Below are 17,097 nucleotides of genomic sequence, written 5' to 3'. Positions count from 1 at the left end.
GCGGCGAACGACGACGCGGACCCGTCCGCCGTTCCTGTTCGGCTGGTGATGCTGTCGACGGTGGACCTGTCCAGCGGGACGCCACGTGCGCCCAACCCAGCCCTCACCTCCTCGAGGTCGTCCTCGCTGGGGGACAGACCAGATCAGGTACTGATGACCGACGCACGCGAGGACGTCGCGGTGGAGGTCGATCGAGCGCTCGAGGTTCGCGACGCACAGAACCGTTGGAGTGACGTCGGTCGCGGTGCGATGTTCGTTTGACGTGTGTGATGCCCTCCGACGAGACGGGTCAGGTGTGGTGTGCGACCGACCTACCAGTTCGCGGGCGGGTCGCTTGCTGGGAACGAGCCGCAACCCCACTCGTCCACGATGTCCCACTCGTGCTCGGCCGGCCCGTCACGGGGACCGTGGCGCGGCCGTTCGTCGGGTGGCAGGGACGTCTGGGCCGACGGGGCGCTCTGCCCGCCTGGCACGGGACACGGCGGTGTGAGGTCCTGCTGGTCGACGGGGACCACCCGCTCGTTCATCACCGCTCGTACTCGGATCACCGACGTCTCCCTACCTCGCCATCCCGGCCTCGTACGGATCACGCGGGTTGCAGATGCGGAGGGGGACAACACCCACCCTCGCGTAGCGATCCGTCACTGGGTAAGGGTCTTCTCCGTCAGCGATGGGCCGGTGGTACTGCCTGCCCTCGGCAATGACGGCACCAGGGGTCGGGCGCGTGACGTTGCCTACGAGCCGTGCGCCGCGTGGATGCGCACGAGCTCCTCCAGAGCGCTCGCTTCCTCGGCGCACACACCGCACCCAGCCAGGTGGGTGGTCATCTCGAGGTCGGTGTGGCTGGGGTCAGCCACGCGGGCGTCAACGAACTGGTCCAGCCGCTCGAAGCAGTCGTCACACGAGAGGTACGGCTCGGTGTCGACGACCAGGGTGGCCACCGTGCCACTGCTGAGCGTGTTCGTGTTGTCGTTCATGTGGAGCTCCGCTCGGATCCTGCGGCGAGGTGTCCGTCGTCGACGAGCGCGTGCCGCAGCCGTTGCCGTGCGTCATGGAGGGCCTTGTACAAGGCGTTACGACTACTTCCGAGGCGTTCGGCCAAGACGTCGATGGGAACCTCCTCGACGAGCAGCGCGAGCACCACTCGGCGCTGATAGGGCGTGAGCTGGGTGGCGATCGCATTCTGGACTGCTCTGGCCAGGTGGGCTGCTTCGCTCGTGGCGGCCGGCGACGGACTGGGGTCCACGAAGGTGAGGGTGTCGGGCAACGGCACCTCTCGATTGCGCCAGGCCTGACCGCGCACGGCGACACCGGCTTGCAGGATGGCGAACTTGTACGCCCAGGTCGTGAAGCGGCTGCGTCCTTCGAAGGCGGGAAGGCGACGCAGCACCGCAACCATGGCGTCGTCTGCCACTTGCTGGGCAAGGTCGTCAATCTCCGAGGAACCCGCGCCGGGCAGGAGCGCACGTAACCGCCACACCTGGTGGCGGCTGGCCCTGAGCAGCAGCTCATGCAGGCGGCCCAGCGCTTCTCTGCCAGCTGGGCCGTCATCGGTGAGGTTCGACCACCACGCGTCGTCTCCCAGCGGCGGTCCCACACTTGCCGCCGTTCGCTCCGCGGTCGTCACAAGTCCACATCTTCCACGAGGGGAGCACCGATGCGGACCGCCAGGTCTGGCGGGCATCCGCGGTCCAGGAGCTGGAGCAACACGTGCAGGTCGAACGCCAGCTCGCCGGCGACGGCGTCCGCGAGGGCCTCGGGGAGTCCCGCTTCGACCAGGCGGCACCGACGCCAGGTACGAGCATCCGTTGGCGGGCTGCTGCCGCAGCTGCCCGCGTCTCGCGACGTGTGAAGGGTCATGGTGTGTTGGTGTCCTGCCACCACCATGTTCTTACCTCCGGCGGACTCGTGAAATCGCAGGCGGACCCGAACCCCGCACAACAGAGCCGGTGCGCTCCTGCTCACGGCTCCTCACTCCTGCCCGTCTGGGTTGGGTGAGGAATCCGGATGGTCCCCGTAGTAGCGGTCCCTCGCCTTGCGAGGCAGTGCGGGGTCGAGCTTCCCCTGCCACGCCAGCCGTTCCAATGCTCGCAACACGATCGACGGCGGGTCGACCGCGAAGTGTCGGCGCAGCGCGGCGCGGGTGTCGGACATCCCGAAGCCGTCGGTGCCCAAGGAGGACCAGTCACCGGGGACGAACGGCGCTATCTGGTCGGGGACGGCTCGCATCCAGTCCGACACCGCTACGACCGGCCCTTGCTTGTGCAGCTTCTTCGTGACATGGGGGAGTCGTGGCCTCTCCTCGGGGTGCGCGCGGTTCCACGCCTCGATCCTCAGCGCTTCACGACGCAGCTCCGTCCAGGACGTGACCGACCAGACGTCTGCCTGCACGGCCCAGTGGTCGCGCAACATGGTCTGCGCCTCCAGCGCCCACGGGACTGCGATACCGGACGCCAACAGCTGCACTGCGTCAGGCGTGGGCATCGCGGCGCGGGAGTACAGGTGCATTCCAGCGAGGATGCCTTCGACGTCCACGTCGGCGGGTTCGGATGGTTGGAGGACCGGCTCGTTGTAGAGCGTCAGGTAGTAGAAGACGTCGGCGTCCTCTTCCAAGTCCTCGTCGTGCAGCCCGCCATACATCCGGCGGATCGCGTCCCGGACGATGTGTCCCAGCTCGAAGGTGAAGGCCGGGTCGTAGGCAACGCAGGCAGGGTTGGTGGAGGCGAGGAGCAGGGAATGGCCGTCCTGGTGCTGCAGCCCTTCACCATTGAGCGTCGTCCGGCCTGCCGTCGCGCCCAGCAGAAACCCGCGCGTCAGCTGGTCTGCGGCCGCCCACAGCAAGTCCCCGGTGCGCTGGAAGCCGAACATCGAGTAGAACATGTAGATCGGAATCATCGGCTCGCCGTGCGTCGCGTACGCCGTTCCGGCCGCGGTCCACGAAGCCACGCAACCGGCTTCGGTGATCCCTTCGTGCAGCAGCACCCCGTGGGTGTCTTCTTGGTAGCTCAGCAGCAGGTCGCGGTCGACCGAGAGGTAGTTCTGCCCGTGGGGGGAGTAGATCTTCTTGTTCGGGAAGAACGCATCCAGACCGAACGTGCGGGCTTCGTCAGGGATGATCGGGACGAACCGTTCCCCCAGGCCCGGCTCGCGCATGAGGCTCTTGAGCAACCGGACGAAGGCCATCGTGGTGGCGACCTTCTGTCGACCGGAGCCCTTGGCTGCGACGCCGTACGCCGCATCGCGCGGCAAGGTCCTCTGATCGACAGCTGCGCGTCGCTGGGGGAGGTAGCCGCCGAGACTCCTGCGCCGTTCGTGGAGATAGTGGCTCTCCACCGAGTCGGCGTCCAGGCTGACGTAGGGCGGCAGGTCGGTGTCGAGCTGGCGGTCGAGCAGGGGGATGTCGAGACGGTCGCGGAAGGCGCGCAGGTCGTCGGGACTGAGCTTCTTCATCTGGTGGGTGGAGTTGCGGCTCGCGAAGTGCGGTCCCAGCATCGAGCCCTTGATGGTCTGTGCGAGTACGACCGTGGGCTGGCCTCGGTGCCTCAGGGCAGCCTCGTACGCCGCGTACACCTTGTGGGGGTCGTGTCCGCCGCGTCGTAGCGCCCAGAGCTCCTTGTCGGTCATGTTCGCGACCATGTCGAGGGTGCGTGGGTCTCGTGAGAAGAGATGGTCGCGTACGAAGGCCCCGGACTCGGACTTGAAGGTCTGGAAGTCGCCATCGGGTACCTGGTTGAGGAGCTGGACCAGGGCGTTGTCGCGGTCGCGGTCCAGGAGCTGGTCCCACTCGCCTCCCCAGATGACCTTGATGACGTTCCAGCCGGCTCCGGCGAAGTAGGACTCGAGCTCCTGGATGACCTTGCCGTTGCCGCGTACGGGGCCGTCGAGGCGTTGCAGGTTGCAGTTGATGACGAACGTGAGGTTGTCGAGTCCTTCCCGGGCTGCCACTCCGAGGGCGCCCAGCGCTTCCGGCTCGTCCATCTCCCCGTCACCCAGGAACGCCCAGACGTGCTGGCCGCTGGTGTCCTTGATGCCGCGGTCGCGGAGGTAGCGGTTGAACCGGGCCTGGTAGATCGCGTTGAGGGGTCCCAGGCCCAGGGAGACGCTGGTGAACTCCCAGAACTTCGGCATCAGGCGCGGGTGCGGGTAGGACGGCAGACCGGCCCCGGGTCCACTGTGGGAGACCTCCTGGCGAAAGCCGTCCAGCTGGCTCTCGGTGAGTCGACCTTCGAGGAAGGCGCGCGCGTAGATGCCGGGTGAGGCGTGGCCTTGGAAGTAGACCTGGTCCGCGCCGCCGGACGCGTCGTGGCCGTGGAAGAAGTGGTTGAAGGCCACCTCGTACAGGGTTTCGGTCGAGGCGTACGTGGAGATGTGTCCACCGACACCGAGCCCGGGGCGTTGGGCACGGTGGACGATCATCGCCGCGTTCCAGCGGACGTAGGCGCTGATCCGTCGTTCCACCTCGTTGTCGCCCGGGTACGCCGGTTCGTGCGAGTGGTGGATCGAGTTCACGTAGTCGGATGGGTTGAGGAGCGGCAACGCGACGTGGCGCTGCCGGGCCCGGTCCAGGAGGGTGAGCACGATGGCTCGCGCGCGCTCGGGGCCGGCATGGTCGACCACCGCGTCAAAGGACTCCACCCACTCCAGTGTCTCCGCCGGGTCATTGTCGGCGTGCGTGTCGCGACTGGCCCGCTGGGACGGGACGCCGTTGCTGAGAGTGGTCATCGGCTCGTCCGAGCGGGCGGCGAGGGTGGGGCAGGGCGCGCTACGAGGCCGGCTGATGATCCCGACCCCAACGCCCCACGCGTCGGGGTGAGAGCCGTGCGCGGGTTCCTCTGACCCGTTCGGTCAGAGGAGCCCGCGGAGGAACCTTCGCGACTGCGTGAGCGCGAAGGGGCAGGACCGGCTCGGGATCCGGCTGGACGCAGGGCTGACATGGCGAGTCCTTCCGGGGCTTCGAGGGCTGGGCAGCCACCCGTTGATGTCTGCGATGTCCCTACTCTGGCCGCGTTGCCGGAGTGCCTGCGACGTGGACGGTCGGCCAACGTGGACGCGTTTCGTTGCTGGACCGCAGCAACGTAGCCACGGGCTCGAGCCCGTTCCAGCCGGTGTATCAGGTGACGGCTCATTGCGGGTCTTCAGCGTCGCTGTCGGCTGTCTTGTCGTGGGCAAGGACTGCCGTGCGGCCCTGCAGGTCCGGGGTGTCAGCGAACGGTGATCCATCAGAGGACCTCGCCTGGGTGAGTTCGCCCTCGACGACCTCGGGGTGGTGCAGGTCGAACGCTGGCGACTCTGAGCGGATCCGAGGCAGGGAGTGGAAGTTGTGTCGCGGCGGCGGGCAGCTGGTGGCCCACTCCAGGGAGCGGCCCCAGCCCCACGGGTCGTCGACCTCGACCAAGGGGCTCTTGGTGGAGACGTAGACGTTGTAGAGGAACGGCAGCGTCGAGGCGCCGAGCAGGAACGCTCCCACGGTCGAGATCTGGTTGAGCGTGGTGAACCCGTCGGCCGGCAGGTAGTCGGCGTAGCGACGCGGCATGCCCTCGACGCCCAGCCAGTGCTGCACCCCCGTCGGCCGGCAGGTAGTCGGCGTAGCGACGCGGCATGCCCTCGACGCCCAGCCAGTGCTGCACCAGGAACGTGGTGTGGAAGCCGATGAACAGGAGCCAGAAGTGGACCTTGCCGAGGCGTTCGTCGAGCATCCGGCCGGTCATCTTCGGCCACCAGAAGTAGAAGCCGGCGAACATCGCGAACACGACGGTGCCGAACACGACGTAGTGGAAGTGAGCGACCACGAAGTAGGAGTCCGTGACGTGGAAGTCCAGCGGCGGGCTGGCCAGGATGACACCGGTGAGACCACCGAACAGGAAGGTGGTGAGGAAGCCGATGGACCACAGCATCGGGGTGTCGAAGGACAGGCTTCCGCCCCACATCGTGCCGATCCAGTTGAAGAACTTGATCCCTGTGGGCACCGCGATGAGGAAGCTCATGCCGGAGAAGAACGGCAGGTCGACCGCGCCGGTGACGAACATGTGGTGTGCCCACACCGACACGGACAACGCGGCGATCGCGTTCGTGGCACCGACCAGGCCGATGTAGCCGAACACAGGTTTGCGGCTGAAGACCGGCAGCACCTCTGTGACGATGCCGAAGAACGGTAGCGCGATGATGTAGACCTCCGGGTGGCCGAAGAACCAGAACAGGTGCTGCCACAGGACCGGCCCGCCGTGTGAGGGGTCGAAGACGTGGGCACCGAGCTGTCGATCAGCTTCAAGCATCAGCAGCGCGCCGCCCAGCATGGGGAAGGCGATGAGCACGAGCATGCTGGTGATGAGTGTGTTCCACACGAAGATCGGCATCCGGAACATGGTCATGCCGGGCGCGCGCATGCAGATGACGGTGGTGATGAGGTTGACCGCACCCAGAATGGTGCCGAGGCCCGCCATCCACAGTCCCATCACCCACAGGTCTCCGCCCACACTGGGGCTCCGCACCGCGTCGTTGAGCGGTGCGTAGGCGAACCACCCGAAACTGGCTGCACCTTGTGGGGTGACGAAGCCCGAGGCGGCGATGAGGCCACCGAAGAGGAACAGCCAGTAGCTGAACATGTTGAGGCGCGGGAACGCGACGTCGGGGGCGCCGATCTGCAGCGGCATGATCACGTTGGCGAAGCCGAAGAACAGCGGTGTCGCGAAGAGCAGCAACATGATCGTGCCGTGCATCGTGAACAGCTGGTTGTAGAGCTCCTCGTTGACGACCTGCTGACCGGGGTAGGCCAGCTCCGAGCGCATGACCATGGCCATCACTCCGCCGATCATGAACCAGGCGAATGACGTCGCCAGGTACAGCTTGCCGATGACCTTGTGGTCCGTCGAGGTCAGGAGCCGCACGATCGACCGCCTCAGCGGGACCTCCCCGTCGCGGGCGGTTGTCGGCTTCACTGCGTCCACGTGGTCGCTGTTCAAGGTGGGTGACGGCGCGGCGGGGGCCGACCGGCGTGGGCCGCGCGTCCGGTTCACTGAAGGCTCCTTGGGCAGGCACTGCGTCAACGTGCGGACACGAACAGCCGGGCTGTCACCTGGTGGGTGGCGTGCCAGCGCTGCTCAGACTGGTTCATCGACGAGTCCCTGGCACTGCTCCTGGACGGCGGACAAGTGCCCTCGGACCTGCTGGCGTCCGGCAACGGGGCCTCGCGGGAAGTGCCGGCGATGGGGTGGTGCCGCCTTGGTCGTCGGATGCGGGGTAAGGATCGTGGCCCGCCGCACACCAACAAGACAGGGTCTCGTGAGACGAGGCCCAGTGACTCGCCTCCGCACCCGGTGGAGGCAACGAGAAACGGAGCTCCCTGATGACCGCCGCCACCACGTCTCACCCCGTCATGCGAACCGGGTCTGGAGCCGGAGCCGATCGGGCCTACCAGCTGCTGCGCACCGTGTTCACCATTGCGCCCATCGCGTTCGGGCTTGACAAGTTCCTCGGGCTCCTCACCGACTGGGACCAGTACCTGGCGCCCTGGATCGACGACCTTGTGCCGGGTCCTGCCCACCAGGCCATGCTCGCCGTCGGCGTCATCGAAGTGGTGGCCGGCATCGCGGTTGCTGTGGTGCCGCGGTTCGGTGCGCTGCTGGTGGCCGGCTGGCTCGCGGGAATCATCGTCAACCTGGTCACGATGGGCGAGTACTACGACGTCGCCCTGCGCGACTTCGGCCTGCTGGTGAGCGCACTCGCCCTGGCAGCCTTGGCCTTCGGCCGGCACTCGGCCACGGCATGAACAGCGTGGCGTCCGTGCCCGAGGATGGCGGGGTCTCCCGATGGCGTCCGCGTGTCACGCACCTGCAGCCACACGCTGATGCTCCCGCGGTCGAGCAGGCAGCAGCGGCCCTGCTCACCGCGTTGGGGCTGGACCTGAGCGACGACAACCTCGCCGAGACACCGCGCCGGATGGCGCACGCGCTGATCGAGATGACCAGCGGCGCGGACTTCGAGCTCACTACCTTCCCCAACGACGACGACTACGACGAGCTCGTCCTGGTCCGCGACATCCGGGTGCAGTCGATGTGCGAGCACCACATGCTGCCGTTCGTCGGAGTCGCCCATGTCGGCTACATCCCCGGTGAGCGCATCGTCGGGCTCTCCAAGCTCGCTCGCATGGTGGAGCTGCACGCACGACGCCCTCAGACCCAGGAGCGCCTGACGAAGCGCATCGCCGACCACCTCCGCAGCGAGCTCAGCCCTCGAGGAGTGGGCGTGGTGATGGAGGCCGAGCACACCTGCATGGGCTTGCGGGGCGCACGCACGCCCGGTGCGCGCACCACCACCTCCGCCCTCTTCGGTCACCTGCGCGACGACCCCCGCACCCGCGCCGAGTTCCTCGCCCTCACCAGGAGCACCCCATGAACATTGTCATCGTCGGCGCCGGCCTCGCCGGCGCCAATGCCGCCGAGGAGCTCCGCGCACAGGGCTACAGCGGCGACATCACCCTCATCGGCGAAGAACCCCACCGGCCGTACGAACGGCCGCCCCTCTCCAAAGGTCTGCTGCTCGGCACCGCGGACCCTGACTCGGTCTTCACCCACCCCACCGCGTGGTATGCCAACCACCAGGTCGACCTGGTCACGGGCGCACCCGTCACCGAGATCGACCTCGACACCAGCCACCTCACTGTCCGCGATCGGCAGCTGTCCTACGACCGGTTGCTCCTCGCTACTGGCGCCCGGCCGCGCCGGCTGCCGATGGCCGACACCTCGGGTGCCGAGGTGGTCTACCTGCGCACGCTGGACGACGCGCTGGCGCTCGCGCCTCGGCTCACCGAGCACCTGCTCATCATCGGCGGCGGCTGGATCGGGCTCGAGGTGGCCGCGGCAGCCCGGCAGGCCGGTGGGACCGTGACCGTCGTCGAGAGCGCGACCCTGCCTCTGGTGCGGGTGCTCGGCCAAGAGGTCGCTCCGATGGTCGCCGACCTGCACCGCGAGCACGGGGTGGACCTTCGGCTCGGAGTGGGCATCTCCGGGGTCGAGCACGCGGCCGGATGCACCACGGTGCGGCTCGACGACGGCGCGGTCGTCACACCCGACTTGATCTTGGTCGGCATCGGCGCCGACCCCGACGACGCGCTGGCCGCGAGGGCAGGGCTGGCCACCGACCACGGTGTCATGGTCGATGCGCGGTTGCGCGCGAGCGACCCTCACGTGTACTCCGCCGGCGATGTCGCGAACCACGATCACCCGCTGCACGGGCGCTTGCGCGTCGAGCACTGGGACGCCGCCATCCACCAAGGCAAGCACGCCGCACGTGTCATGCTCGGCGACGACCAGCCGTACCTCCGTCAGCCCTACTTCTTCACCGACCAATACGACCTCGGCATCGAGTACGTCGGCCACGTCGGACCTCGGGGATACGACGAGGTTGTGATCCGCGGCAGCCTTGCCAACCGCACCTTCACTGCCCTGTGGATCAGCGACGACTGTGTCGCAGCTGGGATGCACGCCAACGACTGGGACGCCGTCAACCTGCTGCGGGGGCTCGTCGGTCGCCGCGCTACGGCCGCCACCCGCGACACTTCGGTGACTTTGGAGGACGCCCTCAACGGGGTCTGAAGGGCCGCTATCGCCTCTGCTCCACGTGCGCGTTCGGCGTCACGCTGGTCCCTGTTCGACGGCGAGGTTGGTGGCAGGTGGTGGCGGCCGAAAGGGCGGAGCGGACCGTCCGAGACCGTGATCTACGTACCCGTCAGAACGCTCGTGGAGCCGCCCCTGAGGGTTTCGGCGCGTGAGCTGGATCGCCGACTGGCTTTCGGCAGGAACGTTGCTATGGTCCATGACATGGAGGGGAACACGGTGCTCGAGTCGGCGATGTCCGACAGTTCCTACCTGCCCCCACATGTGCCGTTCGGCGCTGCGCTGCTCGCCCTCGAGCTGAGCGAAGAAGCCCGCGGCATCAGCGGTCTCGACGTGCTGCGACGCAGCGTCGACCGCGCCCCCCCGGTCCCGTCCTGAGGTGACTACCCCAGGGTGCCCCGCGTAGCGGCGTACCCGTCCCCTCGCGCACCCGCGACCACTGCGGCTGCGTGATGCTGCCAAGGACCGACCATGCCCGCCTACTCGCTCTTCCTTGTCACCGAACCGCACGACTACCGCGCAACCCCCGAGGGGCGCGCCAGCGCCGCACTCCGTGACCCGCTCGACCACCACGAACACGGCTACGACGCGGCAGATCAGCACGTCGCTGCTGCCTGCCACCCGGTCGCGACCGTCGACGCGGAGCCACGTGCGAACGAGCTGACGCCCACACCCGCCCCCATCACCAAGGCACGGTCTGAACGTGGCACTGAGTCCACCCGCCGCGACGGCATGTCGAGACCGGTGGCCGGGCCGAGCGCCCGCCTGCGCGCCCTGCCTCAAGCGACTGCCGATCAGCTCACCACACCCGACGGCATCGACAACCACCTGGCACAGCTCGAGAAGGCCCGACAGGCGCAGCTCGATGCGTTGCCTGCGGCTCCGGGCAACGTCGTCGCGGCCGCGCACCAGGAAACCGTCGAGTGGATCCTCAAGCAGGTCCGCACGGCCCGCCAACGCCTGCGCGAAGACGTGTACGGCATCTGTGCCCGCTGCGGAGCCCTCATCCCTCCGGATCGACTCGCCGCGCAGCCCTGGGTCATCACGTGCACCGTGTGCGACCCCCCCGATCGCCCCGTTCTCAGCCCCGTTCCCACCCCCGGAAGGTGAACCCCATGCCTCAGCGCGTCGCCGTGATCGGCGGCGGGATGGTCGGGCTCTCCACCGCCTGGTTCCTGCAGGTTCACGGCTTCCGCGTCACCGTCGACGACCGCCGCCACGTCGCCGCGGGCGCATCGCGGGGCAACGCCGGATGGCTCACGCCTGCACTGACCGCGCCGCTTCCCGAACCGGCGGGGCAAATCTGGATGAACGCCGCGACTCGTGGTGCGGCTCCCGGCCCTGCGCCGCCGACGGCCTCGCACCCATGGGGGCCACACCACACCGCGATTCTTCGTGGCCGGAGGACACGGCATGTGGGGCGTCGCGCTCGGACCCTGACCGGGAAGCTCCTCGCCTACCAGATGGCGTCCGGCACCGCCGCGCCTGACCTGTCGCCGTTCGCCCCGCTGCCCTGATCAACGCGCGCACTTCCGCAATTTCCGCCGACGAGACGGGGATGAACCCCCGGCCCGTTGACTCTTAAGAAGGGACGTCGTCATGCACGACACGCCTCAGCCACCCACCCGCAGCCACACGTTCCCCACGTCCACCGCCACCAGCCGCGCTGCGGCCAACGCACCGCGGGTCAGGTCGCGTCGAGAGCTGCGGTTCTGGTCCTACCTCGCCGTCGCAGGATCCTGCGCGGTGCTGGTCCCTCTGGCCGCGTTCGTCGTGACTCCCCGCACCGACGACGGCCCGTCACGAGCGCTTCTTGCCGCGCTGATCGCGGTGTTCATGGGATTGGCCGTCTACTTCTCAGCCGCCGCAGCGGACGCCGCGCGCGGGATGCGGCAGCGACCAGGGCGACCCTGAACCACCCGTGATCGCGCATTGCACGCTGCGAGGAACCGGGGGAGAGCGGGGTAAGGCCTCGGAGGAGGACGGTCGTCGGGGTGAACGGGAGCGAACATGAGGTCGAGCCGATGACGACCTTGCTCACCCTCGGGCACGGCGAAGCGTCCCCAGTCGCAGCTGATGACGTTGTCGGGCGATGCTCACGTCGGCTTGGTCGTGGACGTGCGACGATTCCCGGGCAGTCGACGTCACCCCCACGTGGCTCAGGAGCAGGTCCAGCACTGGCTGCCCGCCGGCGGCATCGCCTACCGGTGGGAGCCGCGACTCGGGGGACGGCGTCGCGTGCCCCCAGACGTCGAAGGTACCGATGCGTGGTGGCAGGTGGAGGCGTTCCGCGCCTATGCAGCCCACACGCGCACCGAAGAGCTCGGTGCAGCGATCCGCGACTTGATCGCAGACGTTCTGGCTGGCCCCGAAGGACGCGTCGCGGTCATGTGCAGTCAGTCGCTGTGGTGGCGCTGCCACCGCATCCTCATCGCTGACGTAGTCGCCCCTCCTCTGTGGGACACCGGTGCAACACCTGGGTCACGACGACAAGCTGACCGCGCACGTCCCGGCCGCGGGAGCCCGAGTCTGCGCCGAGGGGTTGCGCTACGACTTGGTCGACCCGCCCGAGTGAATCGCCCCCCGGCCCGTTCGAGTGCCTTCGCAGTCGGCCGCACGCCTGTCCACGTGTTGGTCGTCAGCGAACCGACACATGCCTCCGAGGGTGATCAGCCGCAGTGTCGCCGTGACATGTCGCTTTCGCCCCGTCCACCGGACACTCCTTGACAGGCCGCCGTCCTCCGAAAGGCGGGGACGGTGGCTGCACGAGAAACCCTGGCAAGACTGACCACGTCAGACCGGACTCAGACAAGGGTAGCGGCTGCCAATTCGTGGTCGTTCGCAGTGTTTCCGCAGTTCAGGGGCTCTGTCGTCCTTGAGCCAAGAGGCTTGCGGCGTCCGGGCGGCACGACCCAGCTCAGTGGGATGCTCAGGCGGCGCGAACGACGAATTGCAGACGGTTCAGCTCGTCGCGTCGGACGTGGAGCACGCTGTCGTTGAACCGCAGCGCAGCGATCGGCGCCAGGAAAACGCGGGCCCCGTCATGCTCGACGACTTGATCAGTCTCAACGGGCGCCACCGCGCGCTTGACCGAGAACGTGGGTCGGTCGGCTCTGCGACAGATGCGCAGTCCCGGTGCGTGGTGGGGAGCGGTCGACCGTGAGATGGCAGCGACAGCCTTATGAGCGTCAGCACTGAGCGTGAGCATGGATTGTCTCAACTCCTCGTTGTTGGGGCCTGTCTCCACCATTGCGCACTCATCGGCGCGCGCAACCGGGCCTACGCTCAGGCCGTTACCAACCGTCACGAGATGGTTACCGTGCCGTGACCTTCACGCTCGCACGCGGTCCGAACGCGGCAGGCGAACGCCGCCGCGGGTGGGTGCACATGCCGTCCGCACGCAGGTGGAACTGCTCCTTCTCACCGGCAACTTGGTACAGGTGGAAGCATGCCCACCACGTCGACGAGCCGATGTCCCACGACCGACCTCCCGCGCCTTCGCCGCGTCAGACCGGGCCGGGGCCGCGAACGACCGGGGCGGTTGCTGACGGTGCTGATGATCGCCGTGTGCCTGGTCCTGGCCGGGCTTCTCTCCTCGTGCGGCGAAGAGGGAACAACCGGTGCCGCGCCGCTGGGTGAACGAGCCGAGAACGACGTCCCCCTCAACCCGCCGACCGTGCGGTTCCACGTGTCAGCGGACGGACAGGTGGACGCGTCACCCGACCTCGAGGCCGAGGCCGGGGAAGCGGTCGCCGTTGTGCTCGAGAACGATGCCGACGTCGGTTACCAGCTCCGTCTGGTGGATCCCGAGGGCGATGACGTCTTCGCCGTGGAGGCGCCCCCGCACGGCCGCGGAGACGGGCGCGCCGCGCCCCGTGAAGACGGGAGACACGTGGCCAAGGTCTACCCCACCGGCCACCCGGACGCAGCCGAGGAGTTCACGGTTGAGGTCTTCGCAACCTGATTGCCGCGGGCGGGTGACGCGACGTATCCGGTCCTCAGCACGCCGGTCCAGAGCCGCTGCCAGGCGCCGTCCGAACCGCGTGGTCGGGGCCCTGCTGCTCGCGTGTGTCCTCGTCTCAGCCTGTTCCGCTGACTGCCGCGGTGCCCTCTCCGAGCGGGCCTCGGTGGCGATCGGAACCAACGCGCGCACCGAGCAGGTCGACGCACACGGATTCGCCATCGTCGTCGATGGCAAGGGACACGGGCGCGTCGTTGGCACGCTCCTCAACACCGAACTCAGCCCGCACGCGATGACCGCCGCCTCCATCAAGAGCGAGGCAACCCCGGTCCGCACCGCGGTACTTGCCGACATCATCCGGCTACCACCGCGGGCGCCTGTGGACCTGCTCGACGCACCGATCGTGTCCGTGCCGGCCCGCGATCTATCGGCGGGCTCCTTCGTCGAGCTCACCCTCGACATCACCGACGGTGAGCTCGTCGACATGCTCGTCCCCGTCGAAGCGCAGAAGGGTCCGTACGCCGACGTCGACGTCGTCGCTCCCACCGCCGCGCGCCATGGGGTGCCGCTGTCGATGACGGGACCGCGCGGGACGCCAGCTGGGCAGTCGGCCCGCTGGGTTGGACGTGAGCTGCTCGGGCGCGCTGGTCCTGTCGTTGCGAACCGGCTGGTGTCGATCAGGCGGCGCGCTCGATGATGAATGCCAGCATGAAGCCGATGGTGGCGATGAGACCGGCGTACAGGTGAGTTCGTTCGAAGGCTTCGGGGATCATGGTGTCGGCGACCATCGCCAGGATGGCTCCTGCGGCGAGCGCGGTGATGGAGGCGACCGTCTCGTCCTCGACGTTCTCTCGCGGGTCATGCGCTCAGCAGGTAGCCGGTGACGAAGCCGGCCGCGCTGGCCAGGGCGATGACGGGTCCGCCTTCGCCGAAGGCCTCGGGGGCGAGGGTGTCGATCACCGATGCGAGGACGGCGCCACCCGCGAACGCCAACGGATAGGACAGCGCGGCGGGTCCGGCGCCCGCGAACAGGTACTTCCCGAGGAAGACCGCGGCGGCGAGCAGCACCGTCGCTGCTGCCCACACCAGGACCACGGTCCGTGCGCTGCGGCCGCGGTCCATCATGCTGCGGGCGCCGGCGAGGGCCTCCGGGAAGTTGCTGACGAACACGGCGACGAGCAGCGCGACGCTGGCTGAGTCGTTGAGGGACACGCCGAGGGCCGTGTTCTCCGGGATGCCGTCCAAGGTGACGCCGGCGAGCAGGGCTATGCCGGCGGCGCTGTGCTGGTAGCGGTGGTCGAGCCACGTGTCCGCTGCCACGAAGACGATGGCACCGGCGGCGAACATGGCGCCAGATCGCCACGGACCTCCGCCCGCGTACGCCGGCTCGAACAGCTCGAAGGACGTGGAGACGATGAGGGCGCCGGCGGCGAAGGCGAGGACGGACGCGACGAGATGTTTCGGTGGCTCCCACCGCACCCCCACGGCGGCGCCGACGACGAGAGGGAGGGAGGCGCCGAGAGCGTAGGCGAGCGTGGTCACCATGGCGTCCTCGCGGTCTCGTGGAGGGATGTCCCGTCATCCGGTCCGGTCGAAGGGACGTGGTTGGCCGAATGAGGCGTCTCGGACAGGCGGAGGGCTGCATTGACGAGACCCACAAGGCTGAAGGCTTGCGGGGTGTTGCCCAGGTGTGCGCGGGTGCCCGGGTCGTACTCCTCGCTGAGCATGCCGACGTCGTTGCGCAGTGCGAGCAACTCATCGAATTGGCGCGCCGCGCGGTCGGTCTGGCCAGTGGCGTGCAGGGCCTCGACCAACCAGAACCCGCACGCCACGAACGGGGCTTCGGTGCCGGGAAGCCCGTCGGGGCCGCCGTCGGCGGTGGGGTCGTAGCGCAACAGGTGGCCGTCGCGGCGCAGCTCGGTCTCGACGGCACGCACTGTCCCGATGATGCGGGAGTCGGTCCAGGGGAGGAAGCCGACCTTGGGCATCAGCAGCAGCGAGGCGTCGAGGCCGGTCGAGCCGTAGAACTGGGTGAAGGTGTTGCGGTCGGGGTCGTAGCCGCGCGTGCACACATCGTTGTGGATCCGCTCGGCGAGGTTGCGCCAGCGCTCGGCGGGGCCGTCGAGGCCGTGCCGTTCGATGCTGCGGACGGCGCGGTCGACACCTGCCCACGCCATGACCTTGGAGTGGGTGAAGTGGCGGCGTGGGCCGCGCATCTCCCACAGGCCGTTGTCGGGCTCGTCCCAGTGACCTTCCAGCCAGTCGAGCAGCGCCCGTTGCAGGGTCCAGGCGGCGTCGACGCTGTCCAGCCCAGCTTCTCGGGCCTGGTAGAGGCCGTCGAGGGCCTCGCCCCACACGTCGAGCTGGCGCTGTGCGGAGGCTGCGTTGCCGATGCGCACCGGTCGGGACCCGGCGTAGCCATCCAGCCAGGGCACGGTGAGCTCGGGCAGCCAGGGTGTGCCATCGAGTCCGTACATGATCTGCAGCTGGGCGGGGTCACCGGCGACCGCGCGAACCAGCCATTCTCGCCACGCACGCGCTTCCTCGGTGTAGCCGGTCTTGAGCAGGGCTTGGAGAGTGAAGCTCGCGTCGCGCAACCAGCAGTAGCGGTAGTCCCAGTTGCGGACGCCGCCGATCTCCTCCGGCAGGGACGTGGTGGCGGCTGCGACGATGCCGCCGGTGGGAGCGTAGGTCAGCGCCTTGAGCAGCAGCAGTGAGCGGCGGACCTCGTGCGTCCATGGACCTGTGTAGGTGCACCGCTCGAGCCAGTCCGCCCAGTAGTCGATCGTCTCGGCCAGGGCGGCGTCGGGATGTGCTGGTTCGGGCTGCGGTTCGTGTGAGGGCCGGTGGGTCAGCACGAACGCGACCCGCTCCCCGGCGCGCACCGAGAACCGCGAGGAGATGGCGTCGTCGTCCAGCTCCATCGCCACGTCGGCGCGCAACCAGACCGCGTCAGGGCCCGCCACGGCGGTGAACAGGCGTGCCGGCGTGGATCGCGTGTCCCCGCCACGCGATGCGTTCTCGGCATCCCCGACGGATCGAGTGCCAGCGTCTGTGTCGGAGCGGGACTCACCGGGGCGCACCCACGGCCGCACGCGTCCGTGGTCGAACCTGAGACGGATGACGGACGTCATGTCGATCGATCCTCGGACACCTTCGACGAGGCGTACGACGTCCGCGGCCTCGCCTCGCGGCGGCATGAAGTCGACCACGTCGACAGCGCCTTGTTCGTCCTCCCACCGCGTGCGCAGCACCAGGCTGTGAGCGTCGTAGTCGCGGCTCGTGGGGGCCGACGCCGACTCGCGGTGCCCCGCGGGGCTCGTGCGGTCAGGGCGGATCGTCCAGTGGCCGGCGTCCTCGCCTCCGAGGAGTGCGGCGAAGCAGGCAGCAGAGTCGAAGCGTGGAAGGCACAGCCAGTCAATCGATCCGTCCCGGCTCACCAGCGCCGCGGTGTGCAGGTCGCCGATCAGGGCGTAGTCCTCGATCGGCGCCACCGGCGTGGCGGGCGTCAGTGCTCGCACGATG

Annotated in this window: 15 protein-coding genes and 1 pseudogene; 10 read left to right on the top strand and 6 right to left on the bottom strand. The window is 68.5% G+C overall.

Features of this window, described 5'->3' with window-relative positions:
- Positions 1-734 precede the first annotated feature (734 nt).
- The 4 genes and pseudogenes from ASC64_RS12535 to ctaD all read right to left on the bottom strand — a co-directional run bounded on the left by ASC64_RS12535 (position 735) and on the right by ctaD (position 6,935).
- Positions 735-977, bottom strand: a complete 243-nt coding sequence (locus tag ASC64_RS12535) for a hypothetical protein (RefSeq protein ID WP_056907828.1) — start codon at positions 975-977, stop codon at positions 735-737.
- Entirely contained in the window at positions 974-1,627 is a 654-nt protein-coding gene (locus tag ASC64_RS12530) for an RNA polymerase sigma factor (protein WP_056907827.1), read from the bottom strand. Before ASC64_RS12530 ends, ASC64_RS12535 begins: the two co-directional genes overlap by 4 nt.
- A 344-nt stretch (positions 1,628-1,971) precedes the next feature.
- Entirely contained in the window at positions 1,972-4,722 is a 2,751-nt protein-coding gene (gene aceE, locus ASC64_RS12520) for a pyruvate dehydrogenase (acetyl-transferring), homodimeric type (RefSeq protein WP_056907825.1), read from the bottom strand.
- A gap of 400 nt (positions 4,723-5,122) precedes the next feature.
- Positions 5,123-6,935, bottom strand: a pseudogene (ctaD, locus tag ASC64_RS12515) (cytochrome c oxidase subunit I).
- Between the two features lie 407 nt (positions 6,936-7,342).
- Here ctaD and ASC64_RS12510 point away from each other — a divergent pair.
- The 10 genes from ASC64_RS12510 (at position 7,343) to ASC64_RS12475 (ending at position 14,269) form a co-directional block, all read left to right on the top strand.
- The gene (locus ASC64_RS12510) at positions 7,343-7,765 is read left to right on the top strand and encodes a DoxX family membrane protein (protein WP_056907824.1); all 423 of its coding nucleotides are present in this window, start codon (positions 7,343-7,345) and stop codon (positions 7,763-7,765) included.
- Positions 7,766-7,779: 14 nt separating this feature from the next.
- Positions 7,780-8,391, top strand: coding sequence for a GTP cyclohydrolase I FolE (gene folE, locus ASC64_RS12505; protein ID WP_235563716.1), 612 nt, complete (start codon positions 7,780-7,782; stop codon positions 8,389-8,391).
- The gene (locus ASC64_RS12500) at positions 8,388-9,590 is read left to right on the top strand and encodes an NAD(P)/FAD-dependent oxidoreductase (protein ID WP_056907822.1); all 1,203 of its coding nucleotides are present in this window, start codon (positions 8,388-8,390) and stop codon (positions 9,588-9,590) included. The genes folE and ASC64_RS12500 overlap by 4 nt, the downstream gene beginning before the upstream one ends.
- 225 nt (positions 9,591-9,815) lie before the next feature.
- Positions 9,816-9,989, top strand: a complete 174-nt coding sequence (locus ASC64_RS12495; RefSeq protein WP_156385166.1) for a hypothetical protein — start codon at positions 9,816-9,818, stop codon at positions 9,987-9,989.
- Positions 9,990-10,082: 93 nt separating this feature from the next.
- Positions 10,083-10,721, top strand: a complete 639-nt coding sequence (locus ASC64_RS12490) for a TraR/DksA family transcriptional regulator (protein WP_056907820.1) — start codon at positions 10,083-10,085, stop codon at positions 10,719-10,721.
- 5 nt (positions 10,722-10,726) lie between these two features.
- The gene (locus ASC64_RS23095) at positions 10,727-11,128 is read left to right on the top strand and encodes an FAD-dependent oxidoreductase (RefSeq protein ID WP_082550411.1); all 402 of its coding nucleotides are present in this window, start codon (positions 10,727-10,729) and stop codon (positions 11,126-11,128) included.
- A gap of 82 nt (positions 11,129-11,210) precedes the next feature.
- Positions 11,211-11,525: a hypothetical protein gene (locus ASC64_RS22085; protein WP_156385165.1), complete on the top strand. Its 315-nt coding sequence runs from the start codon at positions 11,211-11,213 to the stop codon at positions 11,523-11,525.
- 162 nt (positions 11,526-11,687) lie between these two features.
- Positions 11,688-12,338: a DUF488 domain-containing protein gene (locus ASC64_RS23170; protein WP_200937695.1), complete on the top strand. Its 651-nt coding sequence runs from the start codon at positions 11,688-11,690 to the stop codon at positions 12,336-12,338.
- Between the two features lie 814 nt (positions 12,339-13,152).
- Positions 13,153-13,575, top strand: coding sequence for a hypothetical protein (locus ASC64_RS12480; RefSeq protein ID WP_156385164.1), 423 nt, complete (start codon positions 13,153-13,155; stop codon positions 13,573-13,575).
- A gap of 163 nt (positions 13,576-13,738) precedes the next feature.
- The gene (locus ASC64_RS12475) at positions 13,739-14,269 is read left to right on the top strand and encodes a hypothetical protein (protein WP_156385163.1); all 531 of its coding nucleotides are present in this window, start codon (positions 13,739-13,741) and stop codon (positions 14,267-14,269) included.
- Between the two features lie 161 nt (positions 14,270-14,430).
- Here the strand turns inward: ASC64_RS12475 and ASC64_RS12470 are convergent, their stop codons facing one another.
- Positions 14,431-15,117 (bottom strand): ZIP family metal transporter, encoded by a 687-nt coding sequence (locus ASC64_RS12470; protein ID WP_056907816.1) that lies wholly within the window; start codon positions 15,115-15,117, stop codon positions 14,431-14,433.
- Entirely contained in the window at positions 15,111-17,093 is a 1,983-nt protein-coding gene (locus tag ASC64_RS12465) for a glycoside hydrolase family 15 protein (protein ID WP_235563714.1), read from the bottom strand. The genes ASC64_RS12470 and ASC64_RS12465 overlap by 7 nt, the downstream gene beginning before the upstream one ends.
- Positions 17,094-17,097: the final 4 nt, after the last annotated feature.

The organism is Nocardioides sp. Root122, from assembly GCF_001425025.1.
Lineage (GTDB): Bacteria > Actinomycetota > Actinomycetes > Propionibacteriales > Nocardioidaceae > Nocardioides.
Note: the sequence above shows the minus strand (reverse complement) of the source record. Positions and strands in the feature narration are given on the sequence as shown.

Bases quoted from the DNA above. Each gene is read 5' to 3' on its own strand.
- ASC64_RS22085 (WP_156385165.1), top strand. From the start codon at position 11,211: ATGCACGACACGCCTCAGCCACCCACCCGCAGCCACACGTTCCCCACG.
- ASC64_RS12490 (WP_056907820.1), top strand. From the start codon at position 10,083: ATGCCCGCCTACTCGCTCTTCCTTGTCACCGAACCGCACGACTACCGC.
- ASC64_RS23170 (WP_200937695.1), top strand. From the start codon at position 11,688: ATGACGTTGTCGGGCGATGCTCACGTCGGCTTGGTCGTGGACGTGCGA.
- ASC64_RS23095 (WP_082550411.1), top strand. From the start codon at position 10,727: ATGCCTCAGCGCGTCGCCGTGATCGGCGGCGGGATGGTCGGGCTCTCC.
- ASC64_RS12510 (WP_056907824.1), top strand. From the start codon at position 7,343: ATGACCGCCGCCACCACGTCTCACCCCGTCATGCGAACCGGGTCTGGA.
- aceE (WP_056907825.1), bottom strand. From the start codon at position 4,722: ATGACCACTCTCAGCAACGGCGTCCCGTCCCAGCGGGCCAGTCGCGAC.
- ASC64_RS12495 (WP_156385166.1), top strand. From the start codon at position 9,816: ATGGAGGGGAACACGGTGCTCGAGTCGGCGATGTCCGACAGTTCCTAC.
- ASC64_RS12500 (WP_056907822.1), top strand. From the start codon at position 8,388: ATGAACATTGTCATCGTCGGCGCCGGCCTCGCCGGCGCCAATGCCGCC.
- ASC64_RS12535 (WP_056907828.1), bottom strand. From the start codon at position 977: ATGAACGACAACACGAACACGCTCAGCAGTGGCACGGTGGCCACCCTG.
- ASC64_RS12470 (WP_056907816.1), bottom strand. From the start codon at position 15,117: ATGGTGACCACGCTCGCCTACGCTCTCGGCGCCTCCCTCCCTCTCGTC.